At 38.5% G+C, this 18727-nt stretch carries 16 protein-coding genes and 2 tRNA genes; 2 read left to right on the top strand and 16 right to left on the bottom strand.

Annotation, left to right across the window (positions count from 1 at the left end; all coding sequences use genetic code 11):
• Positions 1-329 precede the first annotated feature (329 nt).
• The 15 genes from lysS to spoIIE all read right to left on the bottom strand — a co-directional run bounded on the left by lysS (position 330) and on the right by spoIIE (position 17437).
• Positions 330-1814: a lysine--tRNA ligase gene (gene lysS, locus ACI48O_RS21980; protein WP_435563967.1), complete on the bottom strand. Its 1485-nt coding sequence runs from the start codon at positions 1812-1814 to the stop codon at positions 330-332.
• A gap of 210 nt (positions 1815-2024) precedes the next feature.
• Positions 2025-3026, bottom strand: coding sequence for a tRNA dihydrouridine synthase DusB (gene dusB / locus ACI48O_RS21975; RefSeq protein WP_435563966.1), 1002 nt, complete (start codon positions 3024-3026; stop codon positions 2025-2027).
• A gap of 70 nt (positions 3027-3096) precedes the next feature.
• Complete coding sequence (locus tag ACI48O_RS21970; RefSeq protein ID WP_435563965.1) at positions 3097-3312, bottom strand: helix-turn-helix domain-containing protein; 216 nt, start codon at positions 3310-3312, stop codon at positions 3097-3099.
• Positions 3264-3794 carry a 2-amino-4-hydroxy-6-hydroxymethyldihydropteridine diphosphokinase gene (gene folK, locus ACI48O_RS21965; RefSeq protein ID WP_435563964.1) on the bottom strand — a complete coding sequence of 177 codons (531 nt, stop codon included), beginning with the start codon at positions 3792-3794 and terminating at the stop codon, positions 3264-3266. The genes ACI48O_RS21970 and folK overlap by 49 nt, the downstream gene beginning before the upstream one ends.
• A gap of 2 nt (positions 3795-3796) precedes the next feature.
• Positions 3797-4156, bottom strand: coding sequence for a dihydroneopterin aldolase (folB, locus tag ACI48O_RS21960; RefSeq protein WP_435563963.1), 360 nt, complete (start codon positions 4154-4156; stop codon positions 3797-3799).
• On the bottom strand, positions 4143-5000 hold the full coding sequence (gene folP, locus ACI48O_RS21955) for a dihydropteroate synthase (RefSeq protein WP_435563962.1): 858 nt from the start codon (positions 4998-5000) through the stop codon (positions 4143-4145). The genes folB and folP overlap by 14 nt, the downstream gene beginning before the upstream one ends.
• Before the next feature lie 180 nt (positions 5001-5180).
• The gene (cysK, locus tag ACI48O_RS21950; protein WP_435563961.1) at positions 5181-6107 is read right to left on the bottom strand and encodes a cysteine synthase A; all 927 of its coding nucleotides are present in this window, start codon (positions 6105-6107) and stop codon (positions 5181-5183) included.
• 190 nt (positions 6108-6297) lie between these two features.
• Positions 6298-7167: a peptidyl-prolyl cis-trans isomerase gene (locus ACI48O_RS21945; RefSeq protein WP_435563960.1), complete on the bottom strand. Its 870-nt coding sequence runs from the start codon at positions 7165-7167 to the stop codon at positions 6298-6300.
• A gap of 24 nt (positions 7168-7191) precedes the next feature.
• Positions 7192-8070 carry an Hsp33 family molecular chaperone HslO gene (gene hslO, locus ACI48O_RS21940; RefSeq protein ID WP_435563959.1) on the bottom strand — a complete coding sequence of 293 codons (879 nt, stop codon included), beginning with the start codon at positions 8068-8070 and terminating at the stop codon, positions 7192-7194.
• A gap of 26 nt (positions 8071-8096) precedes the next feature.
• A complete protein-coding gene (locus tag ACI48O_RS21935) occupies positions 8097-8876 on the bottom strand; it encodes a type III pantothenate kinase (RefSeq protein ID WP_435563958.1) in 780 nt (259 codons plus the stop codon).
• A 110-nt stretch (positions 8877-8986) separates the two neighbouring features.
• Entirely contained in the window at positions 8987-10954 is a 1968-nt protein-coding gene (gene ftsH, locus ACI48O_RS21930) for an ATP-dependent zinc metalloprotease FtsH (protein ID WP_435563957.1), read from the bottom strand.
• Between the two features lie 139 nt (positions 10955-11093).
• A complete protein-coding gene (hpt, locus tag ACI48O_RS21925) occupies positions 11094-13043 on the bottom strand; it encodes a hypoxanthine phosphoribosyltransferase (protein WP_435563956.1) in 1950 nt (649 codons plus the stop codon).
• Positions 13044-13195: 152 nt separating this feature from the next.
• The gene (locus ACI48O_RS21920) at positions 13196-14161 is read right to left on the bottom strand and encodes a protein kinase domain-containing protein (protein WP_435563971.1); all 966 of its coding nucleotides are present in this window, start codon (positions 14159-14161) and stop codon (positions 13196-13198) included.
• Entirely contained in the window at positions 14130-14867 is a 738-nt protein-coding gene (locus tag ACI48O_RS21915; RefSeq protein ID WP_435563955.1) for a vWA domain-containing protein, read from the bottom strand. Before ACI48O_RS21915 ends, ACI48O_RS21920 begins: the two co-directional genes overlap by 32 nt.
• Before the next feature lie 95 nt (positions 14868-14962).
• The gene (gene spoIIE / locus ACI48O_RS21910) at positions 14963-17437 is read right to left on the bottom strand and encodes a stage II sporulation protein E (RefSeq protein WP_435563954.1); all 2475 of its coding nucleotides are present in this window, start codon (positions 17435-17437) and stop codon (positions 14963-14965) included.
• 205 nt (positions 17438-17642) lie between these two features.
• Between spoIIE and ACI48O_RS21905 the strand changes: the two genes are divergently transcribed.
• Together ACI48O_RS21905 and ACI48O_RS21900 are read left to right on the top strand one after the other, a co-directional pair.
• Positions 17643-17716 (top strand) — tRNA-Met (locus ACI48O_RS21905).
• A gap of 160 nt (positions 17717-17876) precedes the next feature.
• Positions 17877-17948 (top strand) — tRNA-Glu (locus ACI48O_RS21900).
• A gap of 292 nt (positions 17949-18240) precedes the next feature.
• Here the strand turns inward: ACI48O_RS21900 and ACI48O_RS21895 are convergent.
• On the bottom strand, positions 18241-18687 hold the full coding sequence (locus ACI48O_RS21895) for a S1 domain-containing RNA-binding protein (protein WP_435563953.1): 447 nt from the start codon (positions 18685-18687) through the stop codon (positions 18241-18243).
• Positions 18688-18727: the final 40 nt, after the last annotated feature.

The raw sequence follows: 18727 nt of genomic DNA, 5'->3' as shown, positions 1-18727 counted from the left end.
CACTATAAAATATTATTGTTGACGTTTGTTTGTTTAGTTTTCAAAGAGCAATTTTTATCACTCGCCAGAAGCGAACTTTTTAATATTAACAGATTGTTAATGTTGCGTCAATCTTTTTTAAAAATCTTTTTTTCAAGTTCGTTGCACCAGCGGGGCAACAGATAATAATATACCACCAATATTAATTTGATGCAATACATTTTTCTAGTTTTTTTAAATTCCCGTGGAATTAAATAATTGTCCATAGGATCATTAAGAAACATCTTCTCTAATATAATAAAGCTTTATATATAAAAACAAAGCAGGCCATTGGCCTGCTTTGTTGATTATTAACGATGACGCATGAGTGGGAATAATAGTACGTCTCGGATCGATGGAGAATTCGTTAACAGCATAACTAGGCGATCAATCCCGATACCTAATCCTCCTGTTGGCGGCATTCCATACTCTAATGCCTCAACAAAATCATCATCCATTTGATGTGCTTCATCGTTTCCTTGTTCACGTTCTTTTAATTGAGCCTCAAATCGCTCTCTTTGATCAATAGGATCGTTTAGCTCTGTAAACGCATTTGCATGCTCACGTGCAACAATAAATAATTCAAAACGATCTGTAAATCTTGGGTCTTCATCATTTTTCTTCGCAAGTGGAGAAATTTCCACTGGGTGACCGTATATAAAAGTCGGCTGAATCAGTGTTTCTTCAACCTTTTGTTCGAAAAATTCATTAACGATATGACCATACGTCATATGCTCATTAATTTCAACACCGTGTTCTTTTGCAAGTTGACGCGCTTCTTCAGTGCTCATTTCCTTCCAGAAATCCGCTCCTGTTACTTCTTTAATAGAATCTACCATATGAACTCGTTTCCACTCAGGTTTTAACTCTACCTGATACTCACCATATTGAATGGTTGTCGTTCCAAGCACATCCTGTGCAATATGAGCGATAAGATTTTCTGTAAGGGACATGATATCACGGTAATCTGCATATGCTTCATACAGTTCAATCATCGTAAATTCTGGATTATGACGCGTCGATACACCTTCATTACGGAAGACACGACCAATTTCATAAACCTTCTCAAGTCCACCGACAATCAGACGCTTTAAATGAAGTTCAATAGCAATTCGCATAAACAATGGCATATCAAGTGCATTGTGGTGTGTAATGAAAGGACGTGCTGAAGCCCCACCGGCAATCGCATGCATCATTGGTGTTTCAACTTCCAAATACCCATGGCTGTCTAAATAACGGCGCATCGATTGGATAATTAGCGATCTAGTGATAAATGTATTCTTACTTTCCGGACTCATAATCAAATCTAAATAACGTTGGCGATACCTTTGCTCAATATCCTTTAACCCGTGGAATTTATCAGGCAACGGGCGTAGAGCCTTTGTTAATAAGGTGAAATCTTGAACCTTAACGGACAACTCTCCCACTTTTGTTTTAAACAATGTACCCGTAACACCAACAATATCACCTAAATCAGCAGTATCAAATAACTCATACTGTTCTTCACCGACAGCATCACTTCGAACATATAATTGAATTTGCCCTGTTAAATCTTGAATATGAGCAAATCCAGCCTTCCCTTTTCCACGCTTAGTCATGATCCGACCGGCTAGGGTAACAGACAAGTTTTGTTGTTCTAATTCTTCCTTTTCGAGTTCTCCATATTGATTAATTAGTTCTTGCGTATTTGTTGAACGCTCAAATCGTTTACCAAATGGATCTATTCCTTTTTCGCGCATGCTGCTCATTTTTTCTCGCCGAACTCTAAGTTGGTCGTTTAATTCTTCCTGACTCATATGATCACTCCATTTATTAAAAAAACTTTTATATCAGCCAAAGGGCATTTTAACGTATTCCATTTTAATGCATACTATATTATTTTACACAATCTTACCTGTTCAGACATCAAAAAAGATTTTTACATATAAAATAAACTGCCAGTTCGATACTGGCAGTTTATTTCAATAACAAGGGTATTATAGAAAAAGATACTGATAAAGTCAAACTTATCCAACTTTCGAAGCAAGTTGTTCTATTTCTTCAACATCTTCTACCAAGCTGTATAGTAACGCAGCAAGCTCTGCTCTTGTATTGCATTCATTGATGGCATTTCGAACTTTAGCATTGCCTTTAATCCCTTTAAGATACCATGCTGCGTGCTTTCTCATTTCACGAACTGCAATATTCTCATTCTTCAAGGAAATCAAACGATCTAGATGAAGCATACACACATCAATTTTTTCTTGTGCGGACGGCTCACCAATTAACTCACCTGTTTCAAGGTATTTAACAGTACGGTAAATCATCCATGGATTTCCTAATGCAGCACGACCGATCATGACTCCATCACAACCAGTTTGGTCCAGCATTTGTTTTGCATCCTGAGGTGTAGCAATATCCCCGTTGCCGATGATTGGAATATTTACAGCTTCTTTAACTTGACGAATAATATCCCAATCCGCTTTTCCCTCATACATTTGATAACGAGTTCGCCCGTGAAGAGCTACAGCTTGACCTCCAGCTCGTTCAACAGCCTGGGCGTTTTGAACCGCATAAATATGATCCGGATCCCAGCCCATCCGCATTTTAACCGTAACGGGTTTATCGACTGCATCAACGACAGCCGCTACCATTTCGTAAATCTTTTCTGGATCGAGAAGCCACTTTGCTCCTGCATCAACCTTAGTGATTTTCGGAACTGGGCAGCCCATATTAATGTCGATAATATCAGCATTCGTGTTTTTATCAACAAACTGGGCTGCCTCAACTAATGTTTTCTTTTCTCCACCAAAAATTTGCAGGCTTAATGGCTTCTCCTCGTCATCAATATAGAGCATACTCATCGTTTTTTCATTTTTATAGACGATCCCTTTGTCACTAACCATTTCTGCACATACGAGTCCTGCACCGAATTCTTTAACTGTAAGCCGAAAAGCAGCATTACAAACTCCCGCCATTGGTGCTAGTACTACCGGGTTTTTCATCTCGATGTTTCCTATTTTCAACAAATACGTTACCTCCTTCTTCTAAGGTGCTAACAGAAATATGCTAATCGGCTATTTCATTGTATGCCGGCATTTATTCAATTTCATCTGGTGGAATTAGTTCTTCCACGTCAATTTGTAAGATGGCCGCTACCTCCTCAAGAAATTCATGAGTTGGTACTCTGTTTCCTCTTTCAATTTCTCCGAGTATCGAAACAGATACACCCACCTTTTTGGCAAAATTTTCTTGTGTAAATCCTTTTAGCTTTCGAAAAGCGCGAATACGTCTTCCCCATTTTTCCGCTTCCATATCCGTACTCCTTTTTTATCAGGCAGATTTTCCACCCATAATTTCATAGGTTTCTCAATCTTCGGTACGTGAATGTGGTGGTCTACTTCTAATAGAGGTATTAATACAAATGCTCTTTGATGCATCCGAGGATGAGGAACTATTAAGTCTTCTGTTTCAATATTTTCTTGATTATACATTAAAATGTCAAGGTCTAATGTTCTTGGCCCCCACATAATTTCCCTGATTCTGCCAAGCTCATTTTCAATTTTTAAACACAACTTTAACAGGTCTTCCGGCGAAAGTCCAGTAACTACTTGAACAACCATATTTAAAAATGGATCTTGATTCTCATATCCAACTGGATCGGTTTCATAAATAGAAGAAGCATTTACCACTTCAATGGCGTGTTCATTATTTAGCATCTGAACGGCATTTTTCAGATTTTGAAAACGATCACCTAGGTTTGAACCTAATGCTAAATAAGCTGTATTTCTCCCCAAAGTTATCTACTCCTTTTTATTTCCACCGCGACATGCTGGTAATGACCCGGAATCGGCGGATCGGGCTTGATCACCTTTACTTTGCACTCTTGAATTGATTTATAGGACGAAAGAACGTTAGAAGCTATTCTTTCAGCAACTGCCTCAATTAATTTTAATGGTTCGCCTTCGACTATTTTTTTGCAAATGAAAAATAACTCGGCATAATTAATTGAATCTTGAAGGTTATCGCTTTCTCCTGCCTTTTTTAAATCAGTATACACCGTTAAATCGACGATGAAACGCTGACCAAGACGAGTTTCCTCGGACAAAACACCATGAAAACCATAGAATTCCATTTTGCTAATTTCAATTTTGTCCACTATACTCCCCCTTTCCCATTAGTGCATCCATCATTTTTGCCATTCTGGCCATTTCCTTAACATCGTGAACTCGTACCATTTGACAGCCTTTCTGTATACCGTAACAAACGGTGGCCCCCGTTCCTTCCAACCGTTCTGTTGCTGGTAAATTTAAGACGTTACCAATCATAGATTTCCTAGATGTTCCCAATAAAACAGGATACCCTAATGAAACAATCTTGTCCAAGTTTCGCATCGTCTCAAGATTCTCATTTAGATCTCTGGCAAACCCAATGCCCGGGTCAAGAATGATCATGTCATCTTTTACACCGGCTTGTTTAACAAGAGCAATGCTTTCAAATAGATCATTAAGGACATCACGCATAAAATCTTGGTAGTCTCTGTTGTTTCGGTTATGCATTAAAATAATAGGAACTTGAAGTTCTGCAGCCACTTTAGCCATATCTGGATCGGCTTTTGCTCCCCAAATATCGTTAATAATATTTGCTCCTGCAAGGATTGCTTGCCGGGCAACCTCAGCTTTATAAGTATCTATTGAAATCGGGACTTGAACGTTAACGTTATTTCGCAGTGCTTTGATGATTGGGATCACACGTTGTAATTCTTCTTCAACGGAAATAGGTTGATACCCTGGACGGGTAGATTCCCCACCGATATCGATTATATCTGCGCCATTTTGGATCATCTCCAGCGCATGCTGAACCGCTACGTCTATATTTGTAAAACTTCCTCCATCCGAGAAAGAATCCGGAGTAACGTTTAAAATCCCCATTATCAACGTTTTTTGTCGATAATTTAGAGAATAAGGACCACATTTAAGTATATATTTTTGATTTCTTTCCATTTCTATTGCCCCCTAAAAGCAGAAAAAACATAGTCAACAATCGGTTCTTCGTTCACCCTAAATGGTGCATTTTATATCATAGCCATTATAATATAGTTTTTATAAAATATCAGAATTTAGACCCGCTCTTTTCTCAATAAAAAAACAACAGCGCGTAAGCTGTTGTTTTTTTACTGATTTTTAATCTTCAAATTGATAAAGTGGTGTACTTAAGTAACGTTCGCCATTGCTAGGGATGATCGCTAAAACTTTTTTGCCTTTACCAAGCTGCTTTGCAACTTGTAAAGCAGCGTAAATCGCTGCGCCTGAAGAAATACCACCGAGAATTCCTTCTTCTTTTCCTGCACGACGAGCATATTCAAATGCTTGATCATTGGTTACTTTAATAATTTCTTCGTATACATGTGTATCGAGGATATCAGGAACGAATCCTGCGCCAATACCTTGAATCTTATGCGGCCCAGGTTTTCCACCTGATAATACAGGTGAATCAGCAGGCTCTACTGCATAGATTTTAATGTCCGCATATTTTTCGCGAAGCACTTGACCTGCACCAGTAATCGTTCCACCAGTACCAATACCTGCAATAAACGCATCTAATTGATCGCCCATTTGCTCGACAATTTCTTTCCCAGTCGTTCTTCTGTGAACTTCAGGGTTCGCAAGATTTTTGAATTGTTGAGGAACAAAATATCCGTTCTCTTTAGCAAGCTCCTCAGCTTTACGAATTGCACCACCCATACCTTCTGGTCCAGGAGTTAAAACTAAGTCAGCTCCGTAAGCCCGAAGTAGGTTACGGCGCTCTAAACTCATTGTTTCCGGCATAACAAGAATTGCCTTATAACCCTTCGCTGCGGCAATCATCGCTAATCCAATCCCAGTATTTCCGCTAGTAGGCTCGATGATTGTATCGCCTTGTTTTAAAGTACCTGCTTCTTCCGCGGCTTCAATCATAGCAAGAGCAATACGGTCTTTAACACTGCTCCCAGGGTTCATGTATTCTAACTTTAAGTAAACATCTGCGCTGTTTTCATCAACTAAACGATTTAATTTTACGATTGGTGTTTGTCCAACTAAGTCTGCAACAGAATTTGCAACACGTACCATTTTCTCCACCTCTTAATCCGAGTAATTTTATAGGTTTAATAAAATCCTATCAACTCACTAAGGATATGTCAATCCTTTTGCAAAAAAAATTAAAATATTCACGATAATTTTTTAATCTAATAAAACTTTGGGGAACTAAAATGAAAAAAAGGGTAGTTGTTCCCCTGTAACAATACCCTACCAATTTGCCTTAATCCTTTTTGTTGCCATAAAACCATTCTACGTCTGCTTCATTCCAAAAAATATCCGCCGTTACAGGGATATCCATTTGTTCAAGTGCCAGTTGGCGGCGAATTTGGTTCTTTACATCCTTATAAGAGTATTTTTTTTCAGGTACTCGCTCATGCAGTAAAAAAATAGCATAACCGTCGGCGACTTTAATCGGCTTAGTCCAGCCATCTTTTTTTAATTGTTTTATCTGCATTAATACTTCGGGAGATACACTCTCCTCTTCTTCATTAACGAAGCCGATATCTCCACCTTGATTAGCCGAAAATTCATCAATCGATCGTTCCATTGCCAAAACGGAAAAGCTTGAGCCCTGCTTTAATTCATCAATAGTCTGCTCTGCTTCTTTTTTTGTATCAACAATGATTTGTGATAAATGATAAGAAGTGGGAATAGTAAATAAACCTTTGTTTTGTTGATAATATTTTTCAATTTCTTTGTTTGAAATGACTGCGTCCTTCGTAAGAAGTTCTTCTAAAAGAAGGCTAAATTTAATTTGTTGCTTAAGTTTTTCTTCATTTTGATACTGCCCTTGAGAATACGCAGAGGTTTTTAACATTCTTAATTCGCGGTCAATTTCTTTATCATTTACTTTAATATCATACTTTTTGGCCATTTGTTCAATGACCTTTTGATCAATTAAATCTTTTAATGTACTTTCTCCATATATTGCTTCCATTTCATTCAGCCATTCCTGGCGTGAAATCGAATCGTCTCCAATCGTTGCCACCGATTCGCCGTTATTTTGCGGTTTTAACAGTAAAACTGATACGGTTACAACGTACAGGATAATGAGCCCTACAATGATTAACACGAGGTGCTTTTTTTTCACTTGCCTTCCTCCAAAGTTTCTCCCTTATTGAGCTTCTTTATATAATGCTTCTAACTCTTCCTTCGAGAAATGATAATATTCATTGCAGAAGTGGCAATGTACCTCTGCTTGCCCATCCTCATCGATCATATCTTTTATTTCAGATTTCCCTAAACCAATAATAGCTGAAGCAAATCGACCTTTTTCACAGTTGCATGTAAACGAGACTGGCATTGTCTCAAGAAATTTAACATTTCCTTTCCCCAATACTGCCTCCAGTAATTCCTCTGGATTTAAGCCTTTTTCAATTAGGCTAGATACCGGTGGAATTTTTGCCAAGCTTTGTTCAATTTTTGAAATCGTTAGTTCATCTGTATTGGGCATTAATTGAATGATAAATCCACCAGCGGCTAAAATCGAGTTATCCGGATTAACTAGGACCCCTACCCCTACTGATGATGGTACTTGTTCAGAGGATGCAAAATAATACGTAAAATCTTCCCCTAATTCACCAGAAACGAGGGGGACTTGCCCTGAGAAAAAGTCTCGGAGTCCAAGGTCTTTTACAATCGTCAATGTCCCTGATGTCCCAACCGCTTTCCCAACATTTAATTTTCCTTGCGCATTATTTTCAAAATGGATTTGAGGATTGGTAACATAGCCGCGTACTTCACCCTTTGTATTACTATCCACTAGGATTGGACCGATTGGCCCGCCGCCTTCAATCTTTATGGTGAGTTTGGCGTCATCTTTTAGCATTGCCCCCATCATCGCTCCAACAGACAATGTCCGCCCTAAAGCCGCTGATGCAATCGGCCATGTATTGTGACGCCGTTGTGCTTCACTGACAGTTTCAGTGCTTCGCACAGCATATGCTCTTACATGCCCATCAAAGGCTAATGCTTTTACTAAGTAATCGTTCATCCCTTTGCTCCTTTCATGATGCTAGTTTATTTCTTTATGTTTTCCATATTTCGTCTATAAATTAGTTTTAGTCCCTTTAATGTTAAGAACGGGTCGACAATATCGATACAGGTTGATTCTTCAGCAATTAAAGTAGCCAATCCACCTGTAGCAACGACAGTTGGTTTAACGTTACTCTGTGCTTTCATCCTTTGAACGATTCCTTCTACCTGACCGACATAACCGAACAAAATACCCGCTTGCATAGCGGAAACGGTATTTTTCCCAATAATATCATCGGGACGGACGATTTCAATTCTTGGAAGCTTCGCAGCTCTGGAATATAAAGCTTCCGTTGAGATACCGATTCCCGGTGCAATTGCACCACCCATATATTGATTATGTTCGTCGATATAACAATATGTAGTCGCTGTTCCAAAATCAACAATAATTAATGGACTTCCATATTCATGTATAGCCGCAACAGCATTCACAATTCGGTCAGCGCCGACCTCACGCGGGTTTTCATACTTTATGTTTAGCCCTGTTTTAATTCCTGGTCCAACAACTAACGGCTTCACATGAAAATATTTATTACACATCCGTTCAAGTGCAAACATAATTGGAGGAACAACCGATGAAATAATAATTCCATTAATTTCTGAAAAAGAAAGATGAACGTGATCAAACAATTCTTTGATCATCATTCCGTATTCATCTTCCGTTTTATTGCGATTGGTTTCGATTCTCCAATGGTGCTTTAGTTCTTCATTGTCATAAACACCAAGGACGATATTTGTATTGCCGACGTCAAAAACAAAAATCACCGTACTCACCACTTTACATTTTTTTATTTTTTATTATTTTATTTTTTTATTTTTCTATTTTGCATCATATCATAATGTATAAAAAAAGGCGCTCATTAAGAGCACCTTTTTTATTTAGGACCTTCTTCCTTATCTTGATGATTAGAGTCGGCATCTAAATTTGTTTCAGTAACATCGTCCTTCTTTGAAGCAATGTTTACCTTCACATCTTCAAGTCCCTTATTTTCCACACCATTTATACTGTTGCTTTTACGTTCAGGAAGTGTACCATGGTCCATCAAGTGTTTAATTTGTTCGGCATCAAGTGTTTCAACTTCCAATAATGTTTTAGCAATTAAATTAAGCAAGTCGCGATTTTCTGTTAAAATCTTTCTAGCTTTTTCATAGCATTCTTTTATGAAACGCTGCATTTCTAAGTCAATTTCATAAGCGATCGCATCTGAATAATTCTGCTCATTATGGATATCTCTGCCTAGAAAAACTTGTCCTTGAGCTTGGCCAAATTGCATTGGTCCAAGTTTGTCACTCATTCCATACTCAGTGATCATCTTTCTAGCTATACCAGTTGCACGTTGGAAATCATTGTGGGCGCCAGTACTTACATCACCAAACACGATTTCTTCTGCAACACGACCACCAAGTAAGCCAACAATTTTATCCAATAATTCTGGCTTCGTCATGAAATAACGATCTTCCTTTGGAAGCATTACAGCGTAACCGCCAGCTTGACCGCGAGGAACAATGGTAACTTTGTGAACCATATCTGCTTCATCTAGGATAAGCCCAATTACTGTATGACCCGCTTCATGGAAAGCCACAATATTTCGTTCTTTCTCTGAAATAACTCGGCTCTTTTTCGCAGGACCAGCAATAACGCGATCGGTTGCCTCGTCAATATCAAGCATATCGACTTTTTTCTTGTTACGTCTTGCAGCAATAAGTGCCGCTTCATTTAACAGGTTTTCCAAATCTGCACCTGAAAACCCTGGAGTTCGCTGAGCAATTGCTCTAAGGTTAACTGTTTCATCAAGCGGTTTATTACGCGCATGAACCTTTAACACTGCTTCACGCCCATTAACATCTGGACGATCTACTGTAATTTGTCTGTCAAAACGACCTGGGCGAAGTAATGCCGGATCTAAAATATCAGGACGGTTGGTTGCAGCAATAATAATAATTCCTTCGTTTGCTCCGAAGCCATCCATCTCAACTAATAATTGGTTAAGTGTCTGTTCCCGCTCATCATGTCCACCGCCGAGTCCTGCACCACGTTGACGTCCTACTGCATCAATTTCATCGATAAAGATAATACATGGAGAGTTCTTCTTTGCCGTTTCAAATAAGTCACGAACACGGGAAGCACCGACCCCTACGAACATCTCAACAAAGTCAGAACCACTAATTGAGAAGAAAGGAACTCCAGCCTCACCAGCAACTGCACGCGCTAATAAAGTTTTACCTGTTCCTGGAGGACCAACTAAAAGTACCCCTTTTGGAATTCGGGCACCTAATTCAGCAAATTTACGCGGATCCTTTAAAAATTCTACTACTTCAACTAGCTCTTGTTTTTCCTCATCCGCTCCGGCTACATCTTTAAAGCGGACCTTTTTCTTCTCATCATTGTAAAGCTTGGCTTTACTTTTCCCGAAGTTCATAACTCGGCTGCCGCCGCCTTGAGCTTGGTTTAATAAGAAGAAGAATAGGATAAAGATAATGATAAACGGAATAATTGAAGTAAAGAAAGTGACCCATCCACTTGTTTCCTTAGCTGGCAGTACATCTACTTTTGCTTTGGCTGCCGCTTTTTGGATTTGAGAAAGTGATTCTTCACTATTCCATACATAGGTTAAAAACTGCTTACCTTCTTCATAATTCTCAAGTTTTCCACGAACTTGAAAAACGCCACGTTCCGGCTGTAAGGTAAGTTCCTCTACCTGACCAGATTCCAAGTATTGAATAAACTTATCGTAAGATATATTCTCGGTTGGCTCGTTATTGCCGTTAAAAAAGCTAACTACGCCAATAATGACTAAAAATATCAATAAATAAAAGATGGTATTACGGAAGATCCGATTCATCCCTTACCTCCTCCCTACTAAAAAAACTATCTTAAATAGTATCATAAAAAAATCCACCTATACAAGGAATAACCCCTAGAGATAAACGGTTGACCAAACTTGGTCAAACACATTATATCTGCTAATTATCATTCACTTATTAGTTATTGCTGTATACCTCAGGTTTCAAAACCCCAATATATGGAAGGTTCCGGTACTTTTCTGCATAGTCAAGACCATAACCAACCACAAATGCATCAGGAACGATAAAGCCTACATAATCTGCTTGAATATCTGCTTTACGTCCAGATGGCTTATCAAGTAATGTCACGATCTTGATGGATTTTGCTTTTCGATAACGGAAAAGCTCGACGAGATAACTAAGAGTAAGCCCACTATCAATAATATCTTCAATGATGAGAATATTACGACCTTCAACAGAAGTATCTAAATCCTTTAAAATCTTTACTTCTCCTGAAGAGACAGTTGAATTTCCATAGCTTGAAACATCCATAAAATCCATTTCAAGGTACGTATCCACTCTTTTTAACAGGTCTCCCATAAATGGCATGGCCCCTTTTAATACGCCAATCGCTAATGGGAATTTGTCTTGATAATCTTCGGTTAACTGGTTTGCAAGAACTTTAATTTTGTCTTGTATTTCTTCCTCTGTTATTAAAACTTTTTCAATATCCCTTTTCATTACTTGTTGCCCCCTAGAAGAATCATTGCTTTTATAAGTTAATTGAATATAGCTAGAATTTGTATTTCCCTTCACTTCATAGTTCGATTTTTTAATTCCTGGTATCCAAAGAATATTGTCTGCGCTATCCGTTATAATCGGCCATTGATTTCGTTCATGAATCGGAACCTTTTGGTCAATAAAGATATCTTTTATCTTTTTTGTACCAATCATTCCTTTTATACTCATGCGATCGCCACTTTTTCTAGATCGAATGATCAGTGGCAACGAGATATCGTTAATATCCAATGTGAACTCGTTTTTGCCCGTTTTTGCCGGACCGTTTTCGGTATATTCCAGTGATACCTTTTCCCCATTTGGAAGCGAAACTGTTCCAGGTTTCCTTAGTTCAAACCGATAGGGTACTTCTTCATTCTGATGAAATTGAAAATAACAATTTTCATACGAACGAATAATCTTTAATCCAAACGGAAAATCAAGCATTCCTGAAGGTTGAGGATTATAAATTAAGGAAAATAACTGATCAGTATGTATGGAAGAAAGAAACGCTAATCTTTCTTGATAAAGATATTTTAATATTAGTTGAATCCCTCTCCGTTGTAAAGGCATTGGCATTGTTGAAAAGGTTTTAATGTCAACAGATATTTTATCTTTTTCTTTCCTCATTACTGTATTCATTTTTTGGACAGTTAATTCCTGCAGAAATTCCTCGTCATTTTGCAATTCTTCGCTAAATCTTTGAAAATGATTATGGACCTGAATATTTTCTGCTTTTAAATGAGGAAGTATATTTTTTCTAAAGCGATTTCTACTATAAGCATCCTTTTCATTACTAGGGTCTCGACGGGGCTCTAATTGATTTTGATCACAATAGTTTTCGATTTCCTGCTTGGTCAAACATAGAAACGGTCGAATTAGCAAGCCTCTAGAAAAGTTGCGTTTAAACAAGATACCAGCTCTCGCCATTCCTGTACTTCCTCGTGTTAATCTCATTAAAACGGTTTCGATCTGGTCATCTCCATGGTGACCTAATGCAAGATAAGAGCACTGGTAGGATTCCATTACTTCCTTAAAAAACTCATATCTGCATTCCCGTGCTGCAACCTGAGGGTTTTTCTTTGTCTCCGATATGATCTCTGGGACATTTATTTGTTTTACTTCACAAGGAATATTGTTTAGAATACAAAATTCCTCTACAAACTTTGCTTCATTCATAGATTCTTGCCCGCGAAACATATGATCTACATGAGCTGCAACAATTGATATGTTCCACTTTTCACGTCGTTTCAAAAGATAGTGAAGAAGAGCTAAAGAATCTGGCCCACCGGAAACTCCTACAACCACTCCTTTGTTTTTTATATTTAAACCATGGTGATGGAGAAAAGAGTCCACCTTGTTTTCTAACATGTTAATCTTCCTCAAATATAAATGATTATTAAAAGCTTATCATTTTTATCATGTATGTTACAAAACAAAGCCATCAAATAAAGAAATATTTTTCTGCTTTATTTCATAATTAATACGTACGTTGTCCTTAAAGGTTTCAAAAATTTTTTTATCTATAAAAGTTGTCCAAAAACATAAAATGTATATAACAATAAAATGACCGATGTAATAATGACCGTTTCAATCATGCCATTATGTTTCTTTCGTTTTGTATTTTGACTTCTGCTTCCCTTAATATGGCTCGCTCTACTTTTTGTAGGTTGAGCCTTTTGTGAAGTCTGGTTTAAGGCATTGAGCATTTCCCTTCGCATTTGTCCTGCTGAGGAATAAGTACCCTGCAGGGCATGAAGTAAAATCCCCTCGATTTTTTTCAATTCTCTTTTTTGATCAATTAAATTTTTTAACTGATGCAAGCCGCCATTCGTTTTATTAACACGCTTAGGATATACGGTGTTAATGATGATCATCGCAACGGCAAATAAATCATAGCTTGGGTCTGCTCTTCGGCTCCCTAATCCCCAATAGCCTCGATCAAAGAACTCTGTAAACTCCTTTATCGCTCTTCCTTGTATGGTTGTACCGCCTACATCGATACAGCGGATCCGGGGAGGTGGACCGGTAACAATCAAATTTTCCGGTTTTAAATCACCGAACACCCAGCCATTTTGATGGAGCTTCTCTAAATCGGATAATAATTGAAGAATTAAAACCTTTGTCCATTCATGTCCGTTTTTTTGAATAAAATTTAATAAATCAGGTCCCTCAATATATTCCATTGCATAAAACGAAACATTACCGGTCCTTCTAACCCAATCATCGACATCAAGTAAAGAAGGCCCAAGGGATGAACCCTGGACCTTAGCAAAGGATTTTAGCACATTAACCTCTGAGGTTATCGACATACCATTATCACTCATTTTTAACGCTACTCGTTGATGATTCGTTTGTGCTAAGTAAACAATTCCATTAGCACCAAACCCCAGTTCTTTAATAATGGTATATCGATTGCGGTGCCATTTTCCTTCGATAACCGTCCCAGGGCTTACTTTACACTGACTCTTCAAAGAATGATTCATCATCACGAGATAGCAAACTCCTTAATGAACGTTTTTTGTTAAAATAGGTTAACGCTTCACGAATGGCCGGTCCAGTTGGGGTTATTCCTCCTGTTGACAGCTTTGAAAAGATCGTCGTTAAAGATTGGAGATTTGGCGTCCAATCCAACAGTTTTTCGACATCATTCTTTTTCCCGGGAAATACGAAAACTGCAAAACGGTTATCTCCAGACCTTGCATTTAAACTTAATGACAGGTCTAACAGAGCCTCTTTTACAGTGGGGAGCTTTTGCTTCATACTTGCACTTGTATCAACTAAAATTAATACCTCCAGCTGAGCAGTCTCCCCTAATTCATCTACTACCTCCATCACTTCTCCCCTTTTTTCCGGAGGGAGATCTTCGACTGTTTTTGAACCGCCGAGAATTTGTTGGAGTTCCTTGTTCACTAACCCTTGGAGCGTCTGTGTCATCGCTTTTCTTGTCACCATTTGGACTGTTTGTGATAATTGTGTTGCATAAACAACCTGGCTTACACCTTTTCCTGCCATCGCAATTTCTTCAATTTCCTTCAAGCCCTTTTCATCAATAATGTCTTGATCCATGACTCCTATAACATTAATCGAAATTCCTTGCTCATAAGCAAGCGTCGCCATGGCAATTGGATCCTCACCTTGATTGGAGCATCCATCTGTAATCAAAAGAATTTGCCGTAATGTCCCTGTCTTCATTGTTTCCCCTCCAACAAATTTACTATTATCAACAAGCTTCGCCTTATTGGAGAGAATTTATACATAATGAACTGTGTGCCGGGACATACTATGCGTTATGCTTTTTTACGCTTTTGGACAGGAATCGATGCCCATTTGGGGGTATTGTGCTTTATTTTTGAAACGACGATGGTCATATCATCATCAATGGAACCTCCTCTTGAGCGGATCACTTCCTCGATAATTAAATCAGCTATTTGTTGCGGATCATCCGTTTGCAGCTCTTGAATCTTCCTTTTCATCCATAAATCATAATTTTCAACATGCTTCGGACCCTCAAAAACTCCATCGCTCATCATGATCAGCAAATCTCCAGCTTTTAACTGTTCCCCGACAACATCAACATCAAAATCTTGAAAAATCCCCATCGGTAAATTACTGGCTTGAATTTTCATGATTTTCTTTCCTCTTTTAATGAAACTTGGGGTGGAGCTTATTTTTAAAAACTTGGCTGACGCATTTTGCAGATCGATCATCGCCAAATCCAAAGTGGAGAAAACCTCATCATTTGTTCGGAGTGATAACACTGAATTGACTGATTTTATCGCTACCTTTTCTTCAATTCCGGATTGCAATATTTTTTGTAAGAGACTGAGGGTTTCCATGCTTTCATAGTGGGCCCGCTCCCCATTTCCCATCCCATCACTAATAGCAATTGCATATTTCCCTAAACCAAGCTCGATCGTAGAATAACTATCTCCTGAAACTAACCCTCCATCCTTTGCAGCATGTGAAACACCTGTTTCAACAACGAAAGCTTTGGCAGATCCAAATGTCACTTGGCAAAAACCATTTGGAAAGCTGGAACACTCCTCAGAATTGACCACAATCGTTTCACCGAGAATATCTGATAACATTGGGGCAATCAGTTTTTCACATTCCCCATGACCATTACAGTAAGGAATGGTCATATCAATATCCACATTTCCCTTTAATAAACTATAGATTTCTACCTGTTCAATCTGAATGCCAAACTCTTGAAGAGCCTCTAGGATTTGTTCCTCCTGTCTGTGATGATTTTCCCGTTCACGCTGGATTTCGGTTGCAAAGTTTTCCATTACCTCTGAAACACCTAATAGCTGTTCCGCTACTAATCTTCTGCTCTCTTGAACTTGTTTTTTTAATTTTTGGTTCGCTTGAAAATAAGTTAACTCCTGCCCAATTGAATCAATGACCTTATTGGAACGGGTACAATGCTTTTCCCAGTCCCGTAAAATCTTTTGTGAAATAACACCATCATTCCGATCCATTTCTTGCATAATTTCTCTCATATAGTCATAGGTTGTATTAAAGTTTCTTGTCCAGCAGTAGTCTTTTTTAAAGCATGTTTGGCATGTTTTTTCTGTAACATTACTTAAAAAGAAATCAATCTCCCTGCCATCGTCATCAAATCTCTCGTTATCCTGATCATTGACCTTAAAGCTATTAGATAATGCCTGAAAAACATTTGAAAATTGAGCTACCTTGTGCGCAGTAACGTCTCGCATTTTCCGCATATACTGCTGCTGCTCAGCCGCATACTCAGATGTACCGGGAATATGTTTTGCAAGTTTAGTCGTTAGTCCTTTCGGTGTAATTAAAAACACTAGAATGGCTGCTACAGTTTCTAACACCGTTTTAGATAAGATACCGCCTCCTTCGCCATACATTCCTACTAAAACGGTGGCAATTAATAACCCGATTGAAACCCCTATCTTTTTCCCTTCTTTTAAAAGACCCCCTAATAATCCTGAAAAGGCTAATAGGCTCATTTGAAAAAAGCTCGAAACATTTGCAAGGCTTAAAATGAGACCTGTTACTACCCCTACCGTTGACCCAACCGTTGCTCCAGCAACAAACGAAAATAATAACACTAAATATCTTGCAACAATATGTTCTACAGATAAATTGTATATCGTCCAGCCAATTGTGCCTGTCATGATTGAGGCAAGCATAATAATCATACAGACAATTTCTTCTGTTTTTAACGGCTGCTTTCTTTTGCTGATTGAGATTAACGGAATGCTTTGTTGAAAAATTAATGTCAAAATGCTGCCAAGTCCTGCCTCTACCCCGGCCATTATTCCGTCGTAAATAGAAATCTCTTGTTCAATAATAAACACTTGAAGTAAATTCCCAACTGCTAATGTTCCAAATACGATGATCGGAATGACCTTCATTTCGTTAATAATCCATTTATTAATCAATCGATATACAATTAAAAACATACAGGTGCTTCCAAATGTGAGTACTGCATCAGAAATAGATAAAGTAGCTGCCCCTGCAACTAAACCGATAAGTGCTAATGGAGCTCGATCTCTTTTCATTAAATAAACAGCTGCAAAAAATGGGAGATTAAAAGGAGTAAGTTTTGCAAGGATGAGAGCTCGTCCCAATAAAAATCCGATCAATAAGAGAATGTAGCCCTTTTTTATAAAAAAAGTTTCCATGTTTGTTTTTATTTTATTTAATCCATTTGATAGCTCCATTTTTGGACTTTTTAACTTAACTTCACCAATTGGCTCAATTAAATTTCGCTCCACTTTAGCCATTCACCACACTCCCCTGCTATGTTTTGCCTCCATTATATAAAACTAATTTTCAAAATATTGTCACAATTGCAAATTGTATTCCTTGATTTGTTCGACTTATTCCATGTTGTTTTTAAGTTAAAAATCAATTAACGACAAATTACTTAAAAAAATGATTGACACAAATTTATTTCCTATGTATTATAAATTTTGTGTTTAAAATTTTGGCGGTGTAGCTCAGCTGGCTAGAGCGTACGGTTCATACCCGTAAGGTCGGGGGTTCGATCCCCTCCGCCGCTATACAGAAAAGCAAAAACGGCTCGCCCAGGGACGACCGGCATAAGACGAGCTGGCCGAAAGGTCGCTTTTTGACCTTTTGGACAGATTGGCTTATGACCCCGAGGGGCTAGCGAACGGAGCTGGACAAGTAGAACAACTGAAGCTTTTACACCTATATCACGGCCCCTTGGTCAAGCGGTTAAGACACCGCCCTTTCACGGCGGTAACACGGGTTCGAATCCCGTAGGGGTCATACCAAAAAACGCAAAAGATTAAATCTTTTGCGTTTTTTTTGCGTTGTCAGTGTTAAAGAACCCTGTTGATTGGAGCGGAAGGTGCGAGACTCCTGCGGGAGAAGGTGTCACGGGAGACCCCACAGGCGCTTGCGCCGAGGAGGCTCTCGGACTCCCCCGCGGAAAGCGAGCACCTGGAGCGGAAATCAACAGCCATTTTTAACGGACCTTTTGCATTAAAAATGCAAAAAAGACAAGTCTGTAAAAGACCTGTCTTTAAGGACAAATTATATAATAGCAATAAGCAACAAGTTAACCTCTTCTAGCTCCTCTTCCACCACGTTTAGATTCAGTGTGACGCTTTAATGAAGATAGACGATCTTCGCTATCCTTTAAGAAACGCGCCATTTTCATTTCAAAGTTTTCTGGTTTGTTATTGCGGTGGTCGTTCGCTCTACCATGACGTGGGCGCTGAGAATGTGAATTTGAATGCGATTGTGACTGAGGCTTAGGTTGTTCAACTCTTTCTTTTGCTTTTTTGATGGATAATCCAATCTTTCCATCTTTTTCAACATTAATTACTTTTACTTCGACAACGTCTCCAACTTTTAGGTGGTCATTAATATCCTTAACATAGTTATCTGCCACCTCACTAATGTGAACAAGACCAGTTGAACCCTCTGGCAGCTCCACAAACGCTCCGAAATTCGTAATGCCTGTTACCTTTCCCTGTAACTTGCTGCCTACTTCGATTGACATATAAAAAATTTTCCTCCTTAAAAATATAAAAAATCATACT

It is taken from the genome of Neobacillus terrisolis (assembly GCF_051233475.1).
Taxonomy (GTDB): Bacteria; Bacillota; Bacilli; order Bacillales; family Cytobacillaceae; genus Bacillus_BU.
The sequence above is the reverse complement of the archived record's forward strand: the minus strand, read 5'-3'. Positions and strand labels throughout refer to the sequence as shown.

Excerpts from the sequence above, each read along its gene's own strand:
- ftsH (WP_435563957.1), bottom strand. The coding sequence starts at position 10,954 with ATGAATCGGATCTTCCGTAATACCATCTTTTATTTATTGATATTTTTA.
- hslO (WP_435563959.1), bottom strand. The coding sequence starts at position 8,070 with ATGAACGATTACTTAGTAAAAGCATTAGCCTTTGATGGGCATGTAAGA.
- ACI48O_RS21970 (WP_435563965.1), bottom strand. The coding sequence starts at position 3,312 with ATGGAAGCGGAAAAATGGGGAAGACGTATTCGCGCTTTTCGAAAGCTA.
- folP (WP_435563962.1), bottom strand. The coding sequence starts at position 5,000 with ATGGAAAGAAATCAAAAATATATACTTAAATGTGGTCCTTATTCTCTA.
- cysK (WP_435563961.1), bottom strand. The coding sequence starts at position 6,107 with ATGGTACGTGTTGCAAATTCTGTTGCAGACTTAGTTGGACAAACACCA.
- hpt (WP_435563956.1), bottom strand. The coding sequence starts at position 13,043 with ATGTTAGAAAACAAGGTGGACTCTTTTCTCCATCACCATGGTTTAAAT.
- ACI48O_RS21895 (WP_435563953.1), bottom strand. The coding sequence starts at position 18,687 with ATGTCAATCGAAGTAGGCAGCAAGTTACAGGGAAAGGTAACAGGCATT.
- ACI48O_RS21915 (WP_435563955.1), bottom strand. The coding sequence starts at position 14,867 with ATGAAGACAGGGACATTACGGCAAATTCTTTTGATTACAGATGGATGC.
- ACI48O_RS21920 (WP_435563971.1), bottom strand. The coding sequence starts at position 14,161 with ATGATGAATCATTCTTTGAAGAGTCAGTGTAAAGTAAGCCCTGGGACG.
- lysS (WP_435563967.1), bottom strand. The coding sequence starts at position 1,814 with ATGAGTCAGGAAGAATTAAACGACCAACTTAGAGTTCGGCGAGAAAAA.
- spoIIE (WP_435563954.1), bottom strand. The coding sequence starts at position 17,437 with ATGGCTAAAGTGGAGCGAAATTTAATTGAGCCAATTGGTGAAGTTAAG.